The organism is Clostridium sp., assembly GCF_017888565.1.
In the GTDB taxonomy this organism is placed as follows: Bacteria; Bacillota; Clostridia; order Clostridiales; family Clostridiaceae; genus Clostridium.
Genome location: NZ_JAGHFX010000081.1, coordinates 1 through 22809, shown reverse-complemented (window position 1 = coordinate 22809; position 22809 = coordinate 1). Strand labels below are relative to the sequence as shown.

16 protein-coding genes are annotated in these 22809 nt (G+C 26.6%); all 16 read left to right on the top strand.

Translation table 11 applies throughout. From position 1 onward, the window contains the following. Positions 1-167 precede the first annotated feature (167 nt). Entirely contained in the window at positions 168-1331 is a 1164-nt protein-coding gene (locus J7M87_RS15640; protein WP_291652358.1) for a galactokinase, read from the top strand. Positions 1332-1343: 12 nt separating this feature from the next. Continuing rightward, the gene (gene galE, locus J7M87_RS15635) at positions 1344-2330 is read left to right on the top strand and encodes a UDP-glucose 4-epimerase GalE (RefSeq protein WP_291652356.1); all 987 of its coding nucleotides are present in this window, start codon (positions 1344-1346) and stop codon (positions 2328-2330) included. 8 nt (positions 2331-2338) lie between these two features. Next, positions 2339-3856, top strand: coding sequence for a UDP-glucose--hexose-1-phosphate uridylyltransferase (galT, locus tag J7M87_RS15630; protein WP_291652355.1), 1518 nt, complete (start codon positions 2339-2341; stop codon positions 3854-3856). Between the two features lie 98 nt (positions 3857-3954). Then, complete coding sequence (locus J7M87_RS20455; protein WP_365845886.1) at positions 3955-4116, top strand: LacI family DNA-binding transcriptional regulator; 162 nt, start codon at positions 3955-3957, stop codon at positions 4114-4116. 21 nt (positions 4117-4137) lie between these two features. Next, positions 4138-4968 carry a substrate-binding domain-containing protein gene (locus J7M87_RS15625; RefSeq protein WP_365845915.1) on the top strand — a complete coding sequence of 277 codons (831 nt, stop codon included), beginning with the start codon at positions 4138-4140 and terminating at the stop codon, positions 4966-4968. Positions 4969-5043: 75 nt separating this feature from the next. Continuing rightward, positions 5044-7962 carry an acyl-CoA dehydratase activase-related protein gene (locus J7M87_RS15620; RefSeq protein WP_291652354.1) on the top strand — a complete coding sequence of 973 codons (2919 nt, stop codon included), beginning with the start codon at positions 5044-5046 and terminating at the stop codon, positions 7960-7962. Positions 7963-7967: 5 nt separating this feature from the next. Next, positions 7968-9209, top strand: a complete 1242-nt coding sequence (locus J7M87_RS15615) for a 2-hydroxyacyl-CoA dehydratase (RefSeq protein ID WP_291652353.1) — start codon at positions 7968-7970, stop codon at positions 9207-9209. Between the two features lie 188 nt (positions 9210-9397). Continuing rightward, positions 9398-10342 carry a YegS/Rv2252/BmrU family lipid kinase gene (locus J7M87_RS15610; RefSeq protein WP_291652352.1) on the top strand — a complete coding sequence of 315 codons (945 nt, stop codon included), beginning with the start codon at positions 9398-9400 and terminating at the stop codon, positions 10340-10342. A gap of 16 nt (positions 10343-10358) precedes the next feature. Next, a complete protein-coding gene (locus J7M87_RS15605) occupies positions 10359-11063 on the top strand; it encodes an ABC transporter ATP-binding protein (protein WP_008678616.1) in 705 nt (234 codons plus the stop codon). Beyond that, on the top strand, positions 11063-14290 hold the full coding sequence (locus J7M87_RS15600; protein ID WP_291652350.1) for an FtsX-like permease family protein: 3228 nt from the start codon (positions 11063-11065) through the stop codon (positions 14288-14290). Before J7M87_RS15605 ends, J7M87_RS15600 begins: the two co-directional genes overlap by 1 nt. A gap of 117 nt (positions 14291-14407) precedes the next feature. Further along, complete coding sequence (locus J7M87_RS15595; protein ID WP_291652348.1) at positions 14408-15277, top strand: class I SAM-dependent methyltransferase; 870 nt, start codon at positions 14408-14410, stop codon at positions 15275-15277. A 113-nt stretch (positions 15278-15390) separates the two neighbouring features. After that, on the top strand, positions 15391-15867 hold the full coding sequence (locus J7M87_RS15590; RefSeq protein WP_291652346.1) for a hypothetical protein: 477 nt from the start codon (positions 15391-15393) through the stop codon (positions 15865-15867). A 283-nt stretch (positions 15868-16150) separates the two neighbouring features. Further along, entirely contained in the window at positions 16151-19405 is a 3255-nt protein-coding gene (locus tag J7M87_RS15585) for a DEAD/DEAH box helicase (protein ID WP_291652344.1), read from the top strand. A 239-nt stretch (positions 19406-19644) separates the two neighbouring features. Next, the gene (locus J7M87_RS15580; protein WP_291652342.1) at positions 19645-20316 is read left to right on the top strand and encodes a manganese catalase family protein; all 672 of its coding nucleotides are present in this window, start codon (positions 19645-19647) and stop codon (positions 20314-20316) included. Between the two features lie 21 nt (positions 20317-20337). Then, on the top strand, positions 20338-20895 hold the full coding sequence (locus J7M87_RS15575; RefSeq protein WP_291652340.1) for a spore coat protein: 558 nt from the start codon (positions 20338-20340) through the stop codon (positions 20893-20895). 182 nt (positions 20896-21077) lie between these two features. Then, complete coding sequence (locus tag J7M87_RS15570; RefSeq protein WP_291652339.1) at positions 21078-22583, top strand: carboxypeptidase M32; 1506 nt, start codon at positions 21078-21080, stop codon at positions 22581-22583. Positions 22584-22809: the final 226 nt, after the last annotated feature.

The window sequence follows — 22809 nt, the reverse complement described above, 5'->3', positions numbered from 1 at the left end:
ATTACTAAGTAAATTTAGAATAATTTTCTTTGGTAAAATAAATAAAAATTATAGTAAAAATTATAGTAAAAATACTAGTAAAAAACAAAATATATATTGATAAAATTTTCCTGATGTGATATTATAATATTGTAAAATAAATATAAAATATGATTGGGAGAGTTGTTATGAGAAACGAAATTAATGCTACTTTTAAAAGAATATTTGGAGAAAAAGAAAATTGCAAAACATTTTTTTCACCTGGTAGAGTAAATTTAATTGGTGAACACACTGATTATAATGGAGGGAATGTATTTCCTTGTGCATTAAGTTTTGGAACTTATGGAGTTATAAGTTTAAGAAATGATAAGAAAGTAAGAATGTATTCAAGCAACTTTGAAGATATAGGCATTATTGAATTTGATTTAGACAACATTAGTTATGAAAAGGCCCATGATTGGGTTAATTACCCTAAAGGTGTAATCGATGTAATGAAAAAACATGGATATGATATAAATAGAGGATTTGATATAGCTATATATGGTAATATTCCAAATGGAGCAGGACTTTCATCTTCAGCATCATTAGAGCTTTTAATAGCAGTAATGATGGACAATCTATTTGAGTTAAAGATAGATAGAGTAGAATTAGTGAAATTTTCTCAAGAAGCAGAAAACAAATTTGTTGGTGTTAACTGCGGGATAATGGATCAATTTGCAATTGGAATGGGTAAGGAAAATAATGCTATACTTTTAGATTGTAACACTTTAAAATATAATTATTGTCCTGTAGAATTAAAAGATGAAATATTAGTTATAGCAAATACAAATAAAAGAAGGGGATTGGCTGATTCTAAATATAATGAACGTAGAAGCGAATGTGAAAAGGCTTTAGAAGAATTAAAAATAAAATTAAATATCAATTCATTAGGAGAATTATCTATTGAGGAATTTGAAAATAATAAAAACTTAATAGAAAATGAAATAAGAATTAAGAGAGCTAAACATGCTGTATATGAAAATCAAAGAACATTAATGGCTAAAGAAGCACTAACAAAAAATGATTTAAGTACTTTCGGTAAACTTATGAATGAATCTCATATTTCTTTAAGAGATGACTATGAAGTTACAGGAATTGAATTAGACACATTAGTTGAACTTGCATGGAATCATGAAGCTACAATTGGAGCTAGAATGACTGGAGCAGGATTTGGTGGATGTACAGTTGCATTAGTTAAAAAAGATAAAGTAGAGGATTTTATAGAAAAAGTAGGGCAAGGATATAAGGAAAAAATAGGATACGAAGCTAGTTTTTATATAGCAAATATAGGAAATGGAACTAGGGAAATTTAGGAGGTATAAAAAATGATATTAGTTTGTGGTGGAGCAGGATATATAGGAAGTCATACTGTTTATCAGTTAATAGATAAAGGAGAAGATGTAATAGTTGTAGATAATTTAGAAACTGGACATATAGAAGCAGTAAATCCAAAAGCTAAATTTTATAAAGTTGATATAAGAAATGAAGAGGAACTTGATAAGGTATTTAAAGAAAATGATATAACAGAAGTAATTCACTTTGCAGCTAACTCTTTAGTTGGAGAAAGTATGACAAATCCTTTGAAATATTACAATAATAATGTTCATGGAACAGAAGTTTTGCTAAAGGTTATGATTGCAAACAATGTTAAGAAAATTGTATTCTCTTCTACGGCTGCAACTTATGGTGAAGCTACTAAGATGCCTATAGTTGAAACAGACAGAACTGAACCAACTAATGCATATGGAGAAACAAAGCTTGCTATGGAAAAAATGATGAAATGGGCTGATATAGCACATGGAGTTAAATATGTATCACTTAGATACTTTAATGTTGCTGGAGCTCATGTAAGTGGAAGTATTGGAGAAGATCATAGTCCTGAAACTCATTTGATTCCTTTAATATTACAAGTTCCCCTAGGTAAGAGAGAATTTATATCTATTTTTGGAGATGACTATGATACAGAGGATGGTACTTGCATAAGAGACTATATTCATGTAATAGACTTAGCTAATGCTCATATTCTTGCAGTAGAGCATCTTAGAGGTGGAAATTCTAGTAATATTTTTAACTTAGGAAATGGAAGTGGATTTTCAGTTAAAGAAATGATAGAAGCTGCAAGAAGAGTTACTGGTCACGAGATCCCAGCTAAGATTTGTGAAAGAAGAGCTGGAGATCCAGCTAGATTAATAGCTTCAGCTGAAAAAGCAAGAAATACTTTAAATTGGAGCCCAAAATATACTAAGGTTGAAGATATAATAGCTTCAGCTTGGAATTGGCATAAGAATAACCCAACAGGTTTTGATAAGTAGGTGATGATATGAATATTTATAGGGAAATCAAAAGACTTATCCAATATGGATTGAAGCATGAGCTTTTTACTAAAGATGATGAAATATTTATTAGAAACGGTTTATTAGATGTATTAAATCTTGATGAATATGAAGATTTTGAAATAGATGATGAAAATTTAAATACTCCAACTGAGATACTAGGTAATATATTAGATTATGCATTTAATAATGGAATATTAGAATCTAATTCTCCTATATATAGAGATTTATTAGATACTAAGATTATGGGAGTTTTAATGCCAAGACCTTCAGAGGTTATACGTGAGTTTTATAATCGTTATAAAGAATCAAAAGAAAGTGCTACATCTTATTTATACAATATAAGTAAGGCATGTGATTATGTTAGAACTGATAGAATAGCACAAAATTTAGTATGGAAATCTAGTACAGAATATGGAGATTTAGATATAACTATAAATTTGTCAAAGCCTGAAAAAGATCCTAAAGCTATTGCTGCAGCAAAAAACTTACCACCATCTAAATATCCGAAGTGTTTACTATGTAAAGAAAATGAAGGATATAGAGGAAGGGTGAATCATCCGGCAAGACAAAATATAAGAATAATACCAATGGAATTAAATAGTGAAAGTTGGTATTTACAGTATTCACCTTATGCATATTATAACGAACATTGCATTGTTTTTGCAGGCGAACATGTGCCAATGAAAATAACAAAAAATACCTTTGATAGATTATTAGAGTTTATAGAAAAATTTCCACATTATTTTGTAGGTTCTAATGCAGATTTGCCTATAGTTGGAGGTTCTATTCTTACTCATGATCATTATCAGGGTGGAAATTATGAATTTGCAATGGATAAAGCAGAAGATGTTTATAAATTTAATTTAAATAATTATGAAAATATTGATTTATCTATTGTTAAATGGCCTTTAACTGTATTAAGATTAAAGGGAAGGAATAGATTAGAATTAAGTGAGCTAGCTGATAAGGTTTTATCTCACTGGAGAAATTATAGCGATTCTGTTGTTAATGTATATGCTCATACTAATGAAATTCCTCATAATACAATAACACCTATAGCTAGAAAAGATAATGAAGTTTATATTTTAGATTTAGTTCTTAGAAATAATATAACTAGTGAAGAGCATCCAGATGGAATTTTCCATCCGCATAAAGAGCTTCATAATATTAAAAAAGAAAATATAGGTTTAATAGAAGTTCTAGGTCTTGCAGTTCTTCCATCTAGACTTAAAAATGAATTAGAAATTATAAAACTATCTTTAGTTAATGGCATAGATGAAATATATAATAATGAAGAAATGAAAATTCATTTAAATTGGTATGAAGAAATCAAAAAAAATAATCTATCTATAACTAAGGAAAATGTAGATTCGATTATAGAAAAGGAAATTGGAAAGGTATTTTCTAAGGTTCTTGAACATTGTGGAGTTTTTAAATGGGACGAATATGGAAAAGAAGCTATGCAAAGATATATAAATAGCTTAAAAGAATCAATTAATTAATAAAATATAAGGTGAGGCAATATTAATATATTTGTCTCATCTTTAATTGTTATTTAAGAGATTATAAAGTACTATAAAAATAATCGAGGTGATTATAAATGGCGACGATAAAGGATATTGCAAGTGCTGCTGGAGTGTCTATTTCAACAGTCTCTCGTATTTTAAATTTAGATAAAACCCTAAACGTTTCTGAAGATACTAGAAAAAGAGTTTTAAGTATAGCTGAAGAAATGAATTATGTTACAATAAAGGAAAGATAAAGTAAACTAAAAAATCATACCATTGGAATAATATGTTCATTTACTGAAGTTAAGGAATTAAATGATCCATATTTTTTATCTATTAGAATGGCTATAGAAAAGAAATGCGTTGAAGAAAATATAGATTTTAAATCATTGTACTATACTAAAATATTAAACGATGATACATCAAGTTATAAGGCATTAGATGGAATAATTGCTATAGGAATATTTCATGATGATGAAATTAAAAAGCTTAAGGAGTTATCTCAAAATATAGTATTTATAGATTCATCGCCTGATGAATGGGAATTTGATTCAATAGTTGTAGATTTAAAATATGGTGTTAGAAAGGCACTAGAATATTTGTACAGCTTAGGCCATAAAGATATAGGATATATAGGGGCTAAGGTTATTCCTCATAATAATACTGATAGTATAGAACTTGTAAATTATAGAGAGGCAACCTATAAAGATTTCATGAATGAAATCAATAATTTAAATGATAATTGGATATTTAAAGGTGACTTTACACCAGAGGATGGATACAATTTAATGAATGAAGCTTTGAAATTGGACAATATTCCATCAGCTTTTTTCATTGCAAGTGATCCTATGGCTATAGGAGCATATAAAGCTATACAAGAAAATGGATATAAGATTCCAGATGATATAAGTATAGTTGGGTTTGATGATATTGCAACAGCTCAATACTTATCACCTTCATTGACAACAGTAAAAGTATTTACTGATTTTATGGGAGAAACTGCTCTTAGTACTCTTATAGAAAGAATAAAAGATGAAAGAAGCCTAAGCAAAAAAATTGTATTACCAGTCAAATTAATTATTAGAGATAGTTGTAAATTAGCATAATTTTTTTGCCCTATAAGTAGTATACTACTTATAGGGCTTGTTTATATTGGATAATTATATAGGGGGGGGATTTAAGTGATATATAGACTTGGTATAGATGCAGGTTCAACTACAGTAAAGTTAGTGTTATTAGATGAAAATGATAATGTAAAATATAAGTCTTATAAGAGACACCTTACAAAAGTTAGGGAAACTATATTAGAAGAAATTATATCAATAAGGAACTTATTGGTGAATAATGATATAAAAGTTTCTATAACAGGTTCATCAGGATATGGTGTCGCTAAGGATACAAATATTTCTTTTGTTCAAGAAGTATTTGCAACAACTATTGGTGTAAAAAAGTTATTTAATAATATTGATGTTGTCATTGAATTAGGTGGAGAAGATGCAAAAATAATTTATTTAACCAATGGTTTAGAAGAAAGAATGAATTCGAGTTGTGCTGGTGGAACAGGTGCTTTTATAGATCAAATGGCAAGCTTAATGGGAATAACAGTAGAAGAATTAGATGAAATTAGCTTGGAATATAATAATATATATCCAATTGCATCAAGATGTGGAGTATTTGCAAAATCAGACATTCAGCCACTATTAAATCAAGGAGCAAGTAAATCAGATATTGCTGCAAGTATCTATGAAGCTGTAGTAAATCAAACAATTGGTGGGCTCGCTCAAGGTAGAGAAATAAAGGGAAATATATTATTTTTAGGAGGACCATTATATTTTTACAAGGGTCTAAGAGAAAGATTTACAAAGGATCTAAACTTAAAAGATGGTGAGGCAATAATACCTAATGATGCTGAAGTTTTTGTAGCAAGAGGTTCTGCGTTATTTGCAAATAATGAAGATAAGACATATACATATGAAAAACTAATCTCAAAACTATCGAATTCTAATAATATAAACATAGATAAAAAAAAGGATATTAAACCTTTATTTTCAACTAAGGAAGAATATAAAAGTTTTATAGAAAGACATAATAAAGCTAGAGTATTAGATAGAGATATAAGTAACTTTAATGGGGATGCGTATCTAGGGATAGATGCAGGAAGTACTACTACAAAATTAGTTCTTATAGATAAATCTGATAATATTTTATATGATTATTATGCACATAATGAAGGAAATCCAGTTAAAGTAATAAAAGAGCAATTAGAATACATTTATAAAGAATTTGGAGATAGAATAAATATAAAAGCAAGTTCTGTTACTGGATATGGTGAAGAACTTATAAAAAAGGGATTCGGGATAGATTTTGGGATAGTTGAAACATTAGCTCACTATATAGCAGCAAGTAGATTTAATCCGGATGTAGATTTTATACTTGATATTGGTGGACAAGATATAAAATGTTTTGAAATAGAAAATAAATCAATTAAAAGCATTATTTTAAATGAGGCTTGCTCTTCAGGATGTGGATCATTTATAGAAACTTTTGCAAAAGCTATGGGATATGATGTTGAAAGTTTTGCAAAGCTTGGATTATTTGCACAACATCCAGCAGATTTAGGGTCTAGGTGTACTGTTTTTATGAACTCATCAGTAAAGCAAGCTCAAAGAGATGGAGCAACTATTGAAGATGTTTCAGCAGGACTTTCGATGAGTATTGTTAAAAATGCATTGTATAAGGTTATTAGAACTAAAAATATAGGAAAGAACGTTATAGTTCAAGGAGGCACCTTATGTAATGACGCTATATTGAGAAGTTTAGAACTTGAATTAGGACAAAATGTAATAAGATCAAATATTTCTGGGTTAATGGGAGCTTATGGAGCTGCTTTATATGCTAAAAGTCAAAATATAGAAAAATCTCAAATTATAGATAAGGAAAGTATTAAAAATTTTAATCATGAATCTAAAGGTGCTAAATGTGGTTTATGCACTAATAAGTGCAATTTAACTATAAATACATTTGCAGGTGGCAAAAAGTATATATCAGGTAATAGATGTTCAAAGCCAACTGGAAAATACAATGATAATAATATTCCTAATCTTTATGAATATAAAAATAGCAAGATTATGGAATATGGTGATAATGATGGGATAAAGGGTACTATAGGAATTCCAATGGTTTTAAATATGTATGAAAATTTACCTTTTTTTGTAAGGTTTTTTAATGAATTGGATATTAAAGTAGTTTTATCTGATGATTCGTCAAAAAAGCTTTATTTAAAGGGGCAACATACTATTCCATCAGATACAGCATGTTACCCTGCAAAGCTTAGTCATGGACATATTGAAAGCCTTATAAGTAAAGATATAAAAAATATATTTTACCCTTGTATGACATATAATTTTGATGAAGGAATATCAGATAATTGTTTTAATTGTCCAGTTGTAGCTTATTATCCAGAAGTTATTAAAAATAATATTTCTAAATTAAAAGATTTTAATTATATAAGTCCATATTTAGATTTAAATTCAAGTAAAAGTACAGTTGATAACTTATATAATTCCCTAAAGGATTATTATAATTGGATAAGTAAAGCAAAAGTAAAGTTTGCTTATGAAAGAGCAATTGAAGAGTATAAACAATATAAGATAGATATTCTAGATAGAGGAAAGAAGGCTATTAAGTATGCTAGAGAAAACAATTTATTAATTGTTGTTTTAGCTGGAAGACCATATCATGTAGATAAAGAAATAAATCATGGTATAGATAAAATGATGAACTCTTTAGGGTTGATTATATTAACTGAAGATTCAATACCAATAGATAAAAATAATAAAGAAGTAAAAATGCTAAATCAATGGACATATCAAGCAAGATTATTTAATGCAGCAAATTTTGTAGTTAATAATGACGATATGCAGTTAGTTCAATTAGTTTCATTTGGATGTGGTACAGATGCAATAACAGCTGATGAAACCAAAAGAATATTGGAGGATAAAGGTAAAATATACACTCAATTAAAAATAGATGAAACTAGTAATTTAGGAGCAGCAAAAATTAGAATAAGAAGTATGGTTGAAGCAATTAAGAGTAGGTGAGAACTATGAATTATGAATATAAGATTTTTACTAAAGAAATGAAAGAAAATTATAAAATTTTAGTACCGAATATGCTACCAATTCATTTCAAAATATTAGATAAAATTTTAAAAGACTATGGTTTTGATATAGAGTTTTTAGAAGATGATGTATCGACAATAATAGATGCAGGTCTTAAATATTCTAATAATGATATCTGCTATCCTGCAATGATAGTTATTGGGCAATTTATTGCTGCTTTAAAAAGCGGTAAATATGATATAAATAAGACTGCTTTACTCATGACTCAAACGGGGGGAGGATGTAGAGCTTCTAATTATATTCATTTAATTAGAAAAGCTCTAGAAAATAGTGGCTTTGAAAATGTACCAGCTATTGGGTTGAGCTTAACAGGAATTGAAAAACATCCAGGCTTAAAATTAAGCCCATCAATAATTTTGAAAGCAATTTATGCTGTACTATATGGTGATTTAATTATGTGCTTATATAATAAAGTTAAGCCTTATGAAATTAATGATGGAGAAACAGACAAAACATTAGAAGAGATGATAAAATATTTAAATAAAAATTTTTCAGGTATAAAGTATATTAGTATTTCAAAAATTTCAAAAGTAATTATAAAAGCTTTTGATGATATCGACATAAATAAAAAAGAAAAAATAAAGGTAGGTATTGTTGGAGAAATATATATGAAATATTCTCGAATGGGCAATAATCATCTAGAAGAATTTTTAGTTAAGGAAGATGCAGAAGTTATTCAATCTGGACTTATGGATTTTGTTAATTATTGCATACTTAATTCAATAATGGATTATAAGTTATATAAAAAGGGATTTATAAAATCTAAATTAGCTAATATAGCTTATAAATTTATATTGAGACTACAAAGAAAAATAAACAATAATATAAAAAAATATTCAAAATTTGAAGCACCTACAGATTTTGATGAAGTTAGAAAAATGGCAGATGGATATATAGGCTATGGAGTTAAGATGGGGGAAGGTTGGCTATTAGTTGCTAATATGATAGAACTTATAAAAACAGGAGCAAACAATATAATTTGTGCACAACCTTTTGGTTGTTTGCCTAATCATATAGTAGGAAGAGGAGCCATTAGAAAGATATTGGATAATAATCCTAATGCTAATATAGTTGTTATAGATTATGATCCGTCTCAATCTCAAATAAATCAGGAAAATAGAATTAAGTTAATGCTATCAAATACAAAACTAAATCTTTACTTGTAAGCCAAATGTTATTTACAAATTAGCGATATATAAAGCTATATCTATAAGTTGCTATAATAGATATAGCTTTAATTTTGTATGTAAATAATATATTGCACTACAAAAAATGGTGATAAATATAAGTATATATAGTATACTTATTTTGAATAGTTTATATATAACTATAAATATGGTAGAGAGGAAAAATGATGACTAAAAGTAAACACTTTTTTGTGATAAATCCTGAAGCGGGCAAAATTAATGTTTCAGAAAAAATAAGTAATGATATAAATGAAATATTTAAAGATTTGTATGATGAATACAGGATTTATATAACAAAGGGAAAAAATGATGCTACTAATTATGTAAAGAAGATTTGTGAAAGTGAAGAAGGAAATTTGAGGTTTTATGCATGTGGAGGAGATGGAACTTTGAATGAAGTAATTAACGGAGTTATTGGTTATGAAAATGCAAGTGTTTCAGTTATCCCGTACGGGACAGGCAATGATTTTGTAAAAAACTTTGAATCGGAAATAAATTTTTATGATATAACTAGACAGATAAAAGCTGAGACTCAAAATGTAGATTTATTAAATGTGAATGGTCTATATTCAGTAAATTTATGTAATATAGGGTTTGATGCAAAAGTTGCAGAAAACATGGTGAAATTTAAAAGATTTCCATTATTAAGTGGACAAGGTGCATACACACTTTCAGTATTTTATTCATTATTTCATAGGATGTATAATACTTTTGATATAATGATAGATAATGCTGAATTAATCCATGGAGAGTTTCTATTATGTGCAATTGCAAATGGGAAATCTTATGGTGGTGGTTATATAGGAGCTCCATTAGCAGAAGTGAATGATGGATTGATTGATTTATGTATTATTAAAAAAGTTTCAAGAATTAAATTAGTAAAATTAATAAAATTTTATAAAGAAGGAAAACATCTTGAAAGTAATGAATTAAAGGATTATGTTATTTATAAAAAATGTAAGAGTATAAATATTAAATCTAAAGAAAAATTTACAATATGTGCTGATGGAGAAATTTTTACTCATGATAATTTAAGTATTTCTCTTGAAAATAAAGCGATTAAGTTTCTTATACCACATAAAGAAATAAATGAAGAAATAAATTTAATATAAAAGTGAGGGGTATTTTTTGAGCAGCTTTATAGAGTTTAAAGATGTTAAGAAAACATATAAAATGGGTGAAGTAAATATTGATGCTTTAAGTGGAGTTTCATTCAATATTGAAAAAGGTGAATTTGTGATAGTAGCAGGTGCCAGTGGAGCAGGTAAAAGCACTATTTTAAATATTTTAGGTGGAATGGATACTGCAAGTTCTGGAGAGATTATAGTAGATAATAATAAGGTGAATAAATATTCGGAAAAAGAACTTATCACATACAGGCGTTATGATATTGGATTTGTATTTCAGTTTTACAACTTGGTTCAAAATCTTACTGCATTAGAAAATGTTGAGTTAGCTACTCAAATTTGCAAAAATCCATTAGATCCTTTTGAAATTTTAAATGCAGTTGGCTTAGAAAAAAGAAAAGATAATTTTCCAGCTCAACTTTCAGGAGGAGAGCAACAACGCGTTGCAATAGCAAGAGCATTAGCTAAGAACCCCAAATTATTATTATGTGATGAGCCAACTGGTGCTTTAGATTATAATACTGGAAAAGCAATATTAAAATTGTTACAAGATACATGTAAAAAATATAATATGACAGTAGTAATAATAACACATAATCTTGCATTAACTCCAATGGGAGATAAGGTTATTAAGGTGAAAAATGGGATGATTGAAAGTATCACATTAAATGAAAATCCTATTCCAGTAGAAAGGATTGAGTGGTAATGTTTAAAAATGCTTTTATGAAAGATGTTATTGGAGATATTAAGAAATCAAAAGGAAGATTTTTTTCTATATTTGCAATAATAGCTTTAGGTGTTGCTTTTTTCTCTGGCATAAAAGTATCTCCTGTTGATATGAAAAGAACTGCAGATAAGTATTATGATGATTATAATCTTATGGATTTAACATTATATTCTACTCTAGGATTTACAGATGAAGATATAGATGAGATAAGTAAAGTTAATGGTGTCTTAGATGTATTTGCAACTTACTCATTGGATGCAATAACCACAATAGATTCTTCAGAAAGTGTACTGAAGGTTATGGGAATTCCTTTAAATAATTCTAATTATGTTAATAAATATAAATTAGTAGAAGGAAATCTTCCTGAAAATCCTAATGAATGTGTCATAGAAGCAGGAAAGTTGGAATCTTTAAATTTATCTATAGGAAGTAAAATTAAACTTACATCAGGTACAAGTGATTCATTAAGTGATAAATTAAAAAATGTTGAATATGAAGTTGTAGGTAAAGTACAAACTCCTTATTATTTATCCTTTGAAAAAGGTACATCAAATATAGGTAATGGGAAAATATCAAGTTTTATTGTTATACCACAAGAAAATTTTAAAATTCCAGCATATACAGAAGCATATGTAACAGTAGAAGGTGCTAAAGAGTTAAATTCATACTCAAATAAATATTTTGATTTAATTGATACTGTAGAAAATCCATTAGAAGAGCTAGGTGATGATAGAGCAAGCATTAGATACAATAAAATAGTAAGTGAAGCTAATAAGAAAATAAATGATAGTAAAAATGAGATTGAAAATCAAAAAAATAAAGGTCAAGAAGAATTAGATAATGCTAAAAAGAAATTAGAAGAATCAGAAGCTTTCTTAAAGAATGGAGAAAGTGAATTAACTAAAAAAGAAAATGAGTTTAAGATTTCAATTATGCAAGCAGAAAATCAAATTTCTTTATCAGAATATAAAATAAATGATGGTAAAGCTACTTTAGAATCTGCAAATAGGGCTTTTGAATCAGAAAAGTTAAATGCAGAAAAGCAAATTAATATAGCTAAAAGCACTCTTTCAACTTTAAATGACACAAAAGCAGATTTAGATACAAAAGTTAATGAATTAGAATTAGCTGTACAAGCTCCTAATATTTCAGAAGAAGAAAAAAACAAATTAAATATTGAACTAGAAGTTTTAACTAAAAGTAGGGATGAAGTAGTTAAAGGGATAGAGTATATTAGTAATGAAATTAATAGTGGAGAAGAAAAATTAAGACTAGCAGAAATAGAAATTACAACTAAAGAAAATGAATTAATAAAAGGCGAAAATTTATTAAGTGAAAAGAAAAGCCAATTAGAATCTTCTAAAAAAGAAGCAATTAATCGATTTGAGAGTTCAAAATTAGAACTTAAAAAGGGAAAAGAAGAGTTAGAAAAGGGAAAAGAAGAATACGAAAAATCTAAAGAAATATTCGAAAGAGAAATTTCATCTGCAGAGGCTAAAATTAAAAAAGCAGAAAATGATGTGAAAAGTATTGAAGAGCCTAGCTGGTATATATTAGATAGAAATAGTAACTATTCATATGCAGATTATAAAAATAACGCTGATAGCATAGATAAATTAGCTAAGATATTTCCAGTATTCTTTTTCTTAGTTGCTGCTTTAGTATGTTTAACAACAATGACTAGAATGGTGGATGAACAAAGAATAAATATTGGCACATTAAAGGCTTTAGGATATTCTAAATATAAGATAGTATCAAAATATCTTATATATTCTTTTTTAGCTAGTTTTTTAGGTAGTATAGTAGGTCTCGTAATAGGCTTAACTATATTTCCAATAGTAATTTTTGATGCTTATGGTATTATGTACACTTTACCTAAAGTTGAATTAGAATTCAATATACCAATAGCAGTTTCTATAACAATAATATCTATTTTAGTTACTACACTATCTTCATTCTTAGCATGTTATAAAGAGTTAATTGAAACCCCTTCAACTCTTATGAGACCTAAGGCTCCTAAAGATGGGAAAAGAATACTAATTGAAAGAATTAATTTTATTTGGAGTAATCTAAGTTTTATAGGTAAAGTAACAGTAAGAAATATATTTAGATATAAGAAAAGATTCTTTATGACTGTTTTTGGAATTGCAGGATGTACAGCTTTAATTGTTACTGGCTTTGGGATAAAAGATTCAATAAAAACTATAGTTGATAAGCAATTTGGAGATATATTTAAATATAATTTAACTATTAATATAGATAAAGATGCTAGTGGCTTAGAAAAACAGGAAATTCTTTCAGATATAAGTAGCTTGGCAGAAGTAGATAAGTTGCTTATGATACAATCAGAAAGTGCTAAGATAGCTACTGGCGATGGAGATAAAGATATTTATATTATCGTTCCTGAATCTTTAGATAAACTAGATCAGTTTATAAATCTACAAAATAGGTTATCTAAAGAGAAGATTAAATTAAATAATGATGGAGTAATACTTTCAGAAAAAGCAGCAACAAAAGCAAATGTTAAAGTTGGCGATGACGTGAAAGTTAAAGTTAATAATAAAGAATTTTCATTGAAGGTTTCTGGAATAGCAGAAAATTATACATTTAATTATCTCTATATGTCCTCTAAATATTATAAAGAAAAATTTGATATTGATAGTAACTTTAATTCTATTTTAGTTAATACTTCTATAATAAAAAATGAAGATCAATTCTCAAAATCAATTATGGATAAGCCTATAGTTAAGAGTGTATCTTTTAATACTGGTATAAAAGATAATTTTGATAATACAATTCAAAGTTTAAATTATGTTGTTTTAGTAATGATAGTATCAGCTGGAGCATTAGCTTTTGTTGTTCTTTACAATTTAACTAATGTAAATATTAGTGAAAGAATGAGAGAGATTGCTACTATAAAGGTATTAGGATTTTATGATAATGAAGTATCTGCGTATATTTACAGAGAAAATATAATCTTAACTATGTTTGGTATTATTTTGGGTGAACTTTTAGGAGTATTTCTACATAGATTCATAATGATCACAGTAGAAATGGATAATATGATGTTTGGTAGAAGTATTGATTTATTAAGTTTTATAATATCAGCACTCCTTACAATAACATTTTCAGTACTTGTTAATATTGTTATGTACTATAAACTAAGAAAAATTAAAATGATTGAATCATTAAAATCAGTTGATTAATAAAAGATAAGATAGGAGGAATACTTCTATCTTATTTTTTATTAATTTATATAAAAGAACCATTTTTATTGGAAAGTATATACTATATTATGTATATAAATCTTAGGAGAAATATTGATGTCATACAGTGAAATTTATGAAAAGATTGGTTTCAAGAGAGAGATGGAAAGGTTAGAAAAACAGGCATATTTGGGCTTAGAAAAAGAAGTGAGAATGTTAAAGTTATTAGGAGTAAAAGAAGATAGTGATATTTTAGAAGTTGGAAGCGGACCTGGTTTTTTTACCAAAATACTTTTAGATAATTTTAGTAAATGTGAAGTTACTTCCTTAGATAATGATGAAAAACTCCTTGAATATGCTTATAGTAATCTTAATAAAGAATATGGTAATAGAGTTAGCTTTGTAGTTGATGATATTACAAATACTTCGATACCAGATAACTACTATGAATGTGTTATTGCTAGATTTGTATTTCAACATCTTAATAATCCAATTTCAGCATTAAAAGAAATATATAGGATTCTTAAACCTGGAGGAAAAGTAATTATAATTGATATTGATAGTGAACTTTGGGGATTAACATATCCTAAAAATAATTTAATTAAAGCATTAAACGATAATTTATCGAAGTTTCAATCTAGTTTAAAGGGTAATAGAGAAATTGGAAGGGTACTTATAACTCTTTTAAAGTCATTAGGATTTGTAAATTACGACATTGAAGCAATAATAAATCATAGTGACATTTTAGGAAAAGACAATTTTAGATATAAGATAAATAGCAATATGATAAATGATTCAAAACTATCAAAAATGTTAGATGAATATAATAACTTCTTTAACTTAAGTTACTCTTCAATTATGCAATTAAAATTATTCTTCTATGGAGAAAAGCCTAAAGAAACTACAAAAAATAAAAATGATAAAGAAAATAAAAAAATTAATGAGACTAAGAGAGAAAAAAATGAAGAAATATCTGAAAATAAATAACATTAGTTTAAATATTAATGGAAGTATTCCCATTATATACTCCTTTAATATTATGCAATTTAAGTAGTATAATTAATTAATGATTAATTTGTATTCTTAGGAGGGGAAGGGCTTTGTTCTACGCTGAAAAATTAGATCTACTAGATTGCGGAGATATAGGTAATTATATTACAAAATTTGAGGATAATAAGATATATTCTAGTTTTTATTTAAAGGAAGATAACATTAATTTAAAGTATATACTAGAAGAATCTATTATTGAAATGAAGGCAAATTCCATAAAAATAAATGGACAAGTAGTAATTGCATTGCTTTTTAAATTTGCTGGAAGTAATAAGTTTATTTATGGACGTATATATAATAAGAAACTTGCTTTAGATAAAGAACATCTTCAAATGCTAGTATTTCAAGATAGCATACCTATATGTTTTGTAGATTCTAATAATAAAATAATTACTACAACTTTAGTTGAAAATGATTTTAAAAACTCGATTAAAGATTACATTATAAAAAAAAGAGTTAAATATAGCCCTTCATATGATTTTGAAGATAGGAAATGTAAAATAAAGGAGTTATGGATGAATGCATAATGAGAAGTGGCAAAAGCCACTTCTTTTTGTTATAATTAAAGATAGTTTATATTTTGCAAAGCAATGTATAAGATGAAGGAATGAAAAATTAAAGAATGAAAGAATTGAGGAGGTTTTGCTATGCAAAACTTAGAATATAAAAGTGCAAAGTACTTTTAATAAGAAATCTTTAAGATTTTTTATTAACTTTTCGATTTTTATTATTCAATATAGTTGAATTATATCCTTAATTCTTTCACTTTTTCATTCTTTCACTATTTCATTATTAAATAAGGTGATAATTATGATTAAACAAGTTTTATTAGAAAAATTTAATAAAGATACATCAGGTAAAAATGATTTGGGTGGGAAGAGAATATTAGAAAATGATTTAATTTCTAATTTTGATGTAAAATGTGATGATGATTTAGTTTATATAGATTCTAAAATTATATCAGAAAATTATTTTAGTGAATATAACCCTAAAATGGAAATAGATATAAATACGAAAAATATAATATCAACTTTTTGTAGTTGTGATGACTTTGAAAGAAATGAGCTTCGTAAACATAATTATTGTTGCAAGCATTTATTTGCAAGTTTTTATAAATTTCTCAATGATTTAGATGATAATGAAGAAGTGAAAGCAAAATTTAATGATTCAGATTTAAATAAGATAATTTTTAAAAATAAAAAAGATAATATATTAGATTTGCTTTTAGAAGAAGATAATAAAGATGAAATAAAAATAGAAGTTTATATAAATAAGCAAGGTTTAAAGAATAAATTAGCAGTAGAATTCAAAATAGGATTAAAAGGATTATCTTCAAATCGATTATATGTTATTAAAGATATAAATCAACTTTTAACTTCTTATTATAATAAGATACCAATTAAATATGGTAAAGACTTTAATTTTGATTTAAGATATCAAAGACTGGGGATAAAAGAAAAGAAAATAATATATTTCATTGAAAAAGTAAAAGATATAGAATCAGTATCTTCAAATTTTATGAGGAGGCAAGATAAATATATAGATGGAAAGAGGTTAATACTTCCAGACTTTTTAATAAGAGAATTTTTTGAAACTGTTTCAAAAAATAGAGTTTATTTAAATGAAGGTTTTTTTTATAAACCTGTAGAAACTGAAATTATTTTTGATAAGCCAAGTATTAAAATTTCTTTAAAAGGATTAGAAAAAGAATATTTATTAAGCTTAGAAGATGGAATACCTGAAAAAATAGATAAAAAGGGAACTGTATTTATATATGGAAGCAGTATTTATTTACCGAGCTTGGAGTACTGCTATGATATATCTACTTATTTGAATATATTTAATAATACAAGATCTATATCAATAGATAAAAATGAGGAAATAAGAGTTTTATCTAAGCTATTACCTAAACTTTATACATTATCTAATGATGTGAGTATTAATAAATCTATAAAAAATAAAATTGTAAAAGAAGATGTTAAGTTTAAGTTTTATTTTGATAAGGTTAATAAAGATGTAACATTAACTTTAAAAGTTAAATATGGGGAACATGAATTTAATATTTTTCATGAATACAAAAATAAAATTATTTATAGAGATTTAAATAAAGAAAGAGAGGTTATGTCATTTTTAAGGTCTCTAGGATTTGATGCTTCTGGAGATAAATTTTATTTATTATTTGGAGATGACTTTTTATTTAGATTCTTTAAATATGATATAGAAAAGCTTCAAGATGTTGGAGAAGTTTTTTATTCACAGAATTTTAAAATGATAAAGCAAGTAAATAGTAAAAATATAATAGGTAATGTACAAAGTGGAAAATTTGATTATTTTGAATTAAAATTTAAAATTGATAACATACCAGAAAATGAGGTTAAAGATATAGTATTAGCTCTTAGAGATAATCTTAAGTATTTTAAACTTAAAAGTGGAGAGTTTTTAGATTTAGAAGAAATAGAGCTTAAAAACTTTTTGAATTTACTAGATATATTATCATTAGAAAATGATATAGAAAATGATAGTATTATATTTAGCAAAAATAAAGCATTATATATAGATAGTTTTATTAAGGAAAATAATATTAGATATATAAAAGGCAAAAAAGAATTATCCCAAATTCAAAAGAAAATAAAGGATATAAAAAAGCTTACGTTTAAAGAGCCATTAAGATTAATTGGAGAGCTTAGACCTTATCAAAAAGAAGGGTATAATTGGCTTAAAACAATGGATTACTTAGGTTTTGGTGGTATTTTAGGAGATGAGATGGGACTTGGGAAAACAATTCAAGCTATAACTTTTATGTTATCAAATTTACCATCTAAAACATTAATTGTTGCACCTACATCATTAATTTATAATTGGAGTAGCGAAATAGAAAAATTTGCACCTAGTATTAAATATGCTGTTGTAAATGGATCTAAAGAAGAAAGAATTAAAATATTAAATAATATAGAAAAATATGATGTAATAATTACTACCTATAATTTAATTAAAAGAGATTTAGATGAATATGAAAAATTGCAATTTGATTATTGTTTTATAGATGAAGCACAATATATTAAGAATAGTCATTCTCAAAATTCATTGTCTGTAAAAAAGATAAAATCATATAGAAAATTTGCATTAACTGGTACTCCAGTTGAAAATTCCTTAATGGAATTATGGTCAATTTTTGATTTTATAATGCCTGGTTATCTTTTTGATGAAAAAAGATTTAGCGTAAGGTATCATAAGAAATTAAATGAATCAGAAGAAGTTTTAGAAGAGTTAAATAAACTTATTAAGCCTTTTATATTAAGAAGATATAAAAAGGATGTAATAAAAGAACTACCTCAAAAGATAGAAAAAAAATTACTAGTATCTATGTCAGAAGAACAAGAAAAGGTATATTCAATTTATGCAGATCATGCTAAGAGTCTAATTGAAAAGAAAGTTAAGGATGATGATTTAAAAACAAGTAAAATAGAAATTTTATCTTATATAACTAAACTTAGACAGCTGTGTCTAGATCCTTCTGTATTGATAAATGATTATGTTGGTACTAGTGGGAAAGTAAATGCACTTATTGAAATTTTACAGCAAGGTATAGAAGAAGGTCATAAAATTTTAGTGTTTTCACAATTTACTTCGGTACTAAAAAATATTGCAGATAAATTAAGTTCAGAACATATTTTATATAGTTATTTAGATGGATCAATACCTTCGGAAAAAAGATTAGAACTTGTAAATGAGTTTAATGAAGGAAGAAACTCTGTGTTTTTAATAAGTTTAAAGGCAGGAGGTACAGGATTAAATTTGACGTCAGCAGATATAGTAATACACTTTGATCCTTGGTGGAATCCTGCTGTTGAGGATCAAGCTACTGATAGAGCACATAGGTTTGGTCAAAGTAATATAGTTGAAGTAATTAAACTTATAGCTAAGAATTCTATAGAAGAAAAGATAGTTGATCTACAGGATGAAAAGAGAAAATTAATTGAAAAGATAATTGATAATGAAAATGATATATCAAGTATAAACACATTAAGTGAAGAAGATATATTAAGTCTTTTTTCAATTACTTAGCATTTAAATTATTAATACTAGTATTTTTTATGATATATAATAATTAAATAAAGAATATTAAATATCTAAGAGCACAGTAATAATTCAATATTACTATGCTCTTATTTTTATAATATAGAAATGCATTAAGAATTAAATTTGAAGTAATAAAAAATTATTTGTGATATACAAAATAGAGAGAATATTGTGGGAGATAAAGGGAAAGATAATTTTGAAATTATTTCTATGGAGGGACACATATGTTTAAACATGAAAAAGCATTATTACATGAAGTCAAAGTAGAAAAACCTAATCCTCAATATGCTGTATTATTACAAGAGCAGTTAGGTGGAGCTAATGGGGAGTTAAAAGCAGCAATGCAATATATTTCTCAAAGCTTTAGAATCAAAGATCAAGAAATTAAAGACTTATTTCTAGATATTGCAGCTGAAGAATTAAGCCATATGGAAATGGTAGCGACAACAATAAATCTATTAAATGGCCATGATGTAGATTATAAAAAGGTAGTTTCAGGGGAAATCCAAGGCCATGTATTAGGTGGATTATCACCATTATTAATTAATTCATCTGGATATTCATGGACTTCAGATTATGTATCTTGTACAGGAGATTTAGTTGCAGATTTACTTTCAAATATTGCATCAGAGCAAAGAGCTAAAGTTGTATATGAATACTTATATCGTCAAATTGATGACAAAGAAGTAAGAGCAACTATTGATTTTCTATTAAATAGAGAAGAAGCACATAATGCTTTATTTAGAGAAGCACTTAATAAAGTTCAAAATACTGGATCAAATAGAGATTTTGGTGTAACTGAAGATTCTAAGCTTTATTTTGATTTATCAACTCCAGGCCCAGAACATAAAGCTCCAGATCCAACAGCACCATCTTTTAATAATCCAAGAAAATAAATAATAAAAAGGAGAATTATCATGCAATTAGCTTCAAATGAATTAAATCAATTAAGTGAATTAATAATGAGCTGTGTTAATTCAATAACATCTATGGGATTGTTTAAAAACATGGCTCAAGATCCAGAACTTAAGAGTATATTAGAAACTCATTTACCAATTCATATTCAAGATTATAATATAAAGGTGGAATACGTTAAAAATTCAACTACACCTACACAAAAGTTAAACGTACCATCATTAAAGAAAACTCTGCAAGACTTTACAAAGGCACCAGTAAATATGACTCAACCTACAACTCCTAATACAAATGCTACAACATTAAATGATAGAGAAATTGCAACATCATATCTGCTAACATTAAAAAGAGCAGGTAGAGAATATGCATGGAGTGCTATGGAAGCAAGTAATCCAGAACTAAGAGAATTTTTAAAAGATGCATTTACTATGAGTTGTAATCATGCTTATGAAGTATGGCAATGGATGGTAAAGAAAGGCTATTATCCATTATGTCCAGCTCCACAAGAGGAAATAACTAAAATAGGTAATACTTATAATGAAGTTACTAATCAGCAATAGTATTAATTGATAAGTATGTTTAAGAGTATGGCTAAAAGTCATATTCTTTTTATTTTAGATAAATATTGTCTTGTAGATATGATAGTACATTAGTTTTATTATAAATTTAAAAGATATTTATTTTGATAATTAAAATATGATATATTTATATATAAGTAAAATTTATAAGAGGAGGAATTAATATGCAGTTAAAAGAAAAAATTGAAGAACTTAAAAATTATTTAAGTGAATATGAAAAACTGGTCCAAGCTATGAGTTTAGTTTACTGGGATATGAGAACTAATATGCCAACTAAGGCAGGTGAGTCAAGATCGAAAGTTCTAGAGTATTTGTCAGGGGAAAGCTTTAAGATGGTTACTAGCTCTAAAGTAGAGGATTTTATAAATGATTTATCAAAATATAAAAACGAAATGAATCATACTGAGGCTAGAATGCTACAGGAACTTGAAAGAAATTATAACGAAACTAAAAAAATACCTCAAGATAGATATGTAGCTTTTGTTGGTGTTTGTAGCAATTCAGAATTAGCTTGGGAAAAAGCTAAAGATGCTAATGATTTTGAAATTTTCAAACCTCATTTAGAAAAAGTAGTTGAATTTCAAAAAGAATTTATTAATTATTGGGGATTTAAAATCGATAAATATGACACTCTTTTAGATAAATATGAATTAGGATTAACTACTGAAAAATTAGATAAAATATTTGCAGATTTAAGAGATGGAATAATAGAGGTATTAAACAATGTTAAAGCTAGTAATAAAAAGATAAATCGTGATTTTTTATATGGTAATTTTGATATAAAGAAACAAAAGGACTTATCAGTATATATTTTAAATAAAATAGGATTTGATTTAGAAGCTGGTAGATTAGACGAAAGTATACATCCTTTCACAACAAACTTTGGAAATAAAGATGTAAGATTAACTACTAATTACCATGAAGATGAATTTACTTCAGCTTTATTTAGTACTATCCATGAAGGTGGTCATGGCATTTATGAACAAAATATAAGTGATGATTTAGAAGGTACTGGTCTTCAAACTGGAGCTTCTATGGCAATACATGAATCACAATCAAGATTTTATGAGAATATATTAGGAAGAAGTAAGGAGTTTTGCTCATATTTGTTACCTATAGCTAAAGAATACTTTGAAGATTTTAAAGATGTTACTTTAGATGAATTTTATAATGCTATGAATTATGTTGAAACTTCATTAATTAGAACTGAAGCAGATGAATTAACATATGGGCTTCATATTATAATAAGATATGAAATAGAAAAAGAATTAATTAATGGAAGAATAAAAGTAGAGGAGCTTAAAGAGTTATGGAATAAAAAATATAAGGAGTATTTAGGTGTTGAACCTAAAAATGACAGTGAAGGAATACTTCAAGATATGCACTGGTCAGATGGATCTTTTGGATACTTCCCAAGTTATGCATTAGGAAATTTATATGGAGCTCAAATGTTCCATAAACTTTTAGAAGAAAAACCAAATATAATGGAAGAAGTTAAAAAAGGGAACTTTACTGAAATATTTACTTGGTTAAAAGAAAAAGTTCATGTACATGGTTTTTTATATACTCCAGAAGAACTTATAAAAAATATTACTGGAGAAGAACTTAATCCAAAATATTTTATAGATTATTTGAAAAATAAGTATTATAAAATATATAATGTAAGATAATATTTTAATTAAGGCGCAATCTCAGAAATCTATTTAATATAAAATTTATTTAACATCAACTAAGCTTTATTGTATTAAAAGTAAATCTCTTATTTTTGTAAAGGGGCTCACGAAATGGTCTTACCCCCATTATGTAGACAGTCAATAAAAGGTCGTGTACAATCTACATAATGGGGTGATTTTTTATGTCAATAAAGCACAAAGCTTATAGTGCAGAATTTAAAAT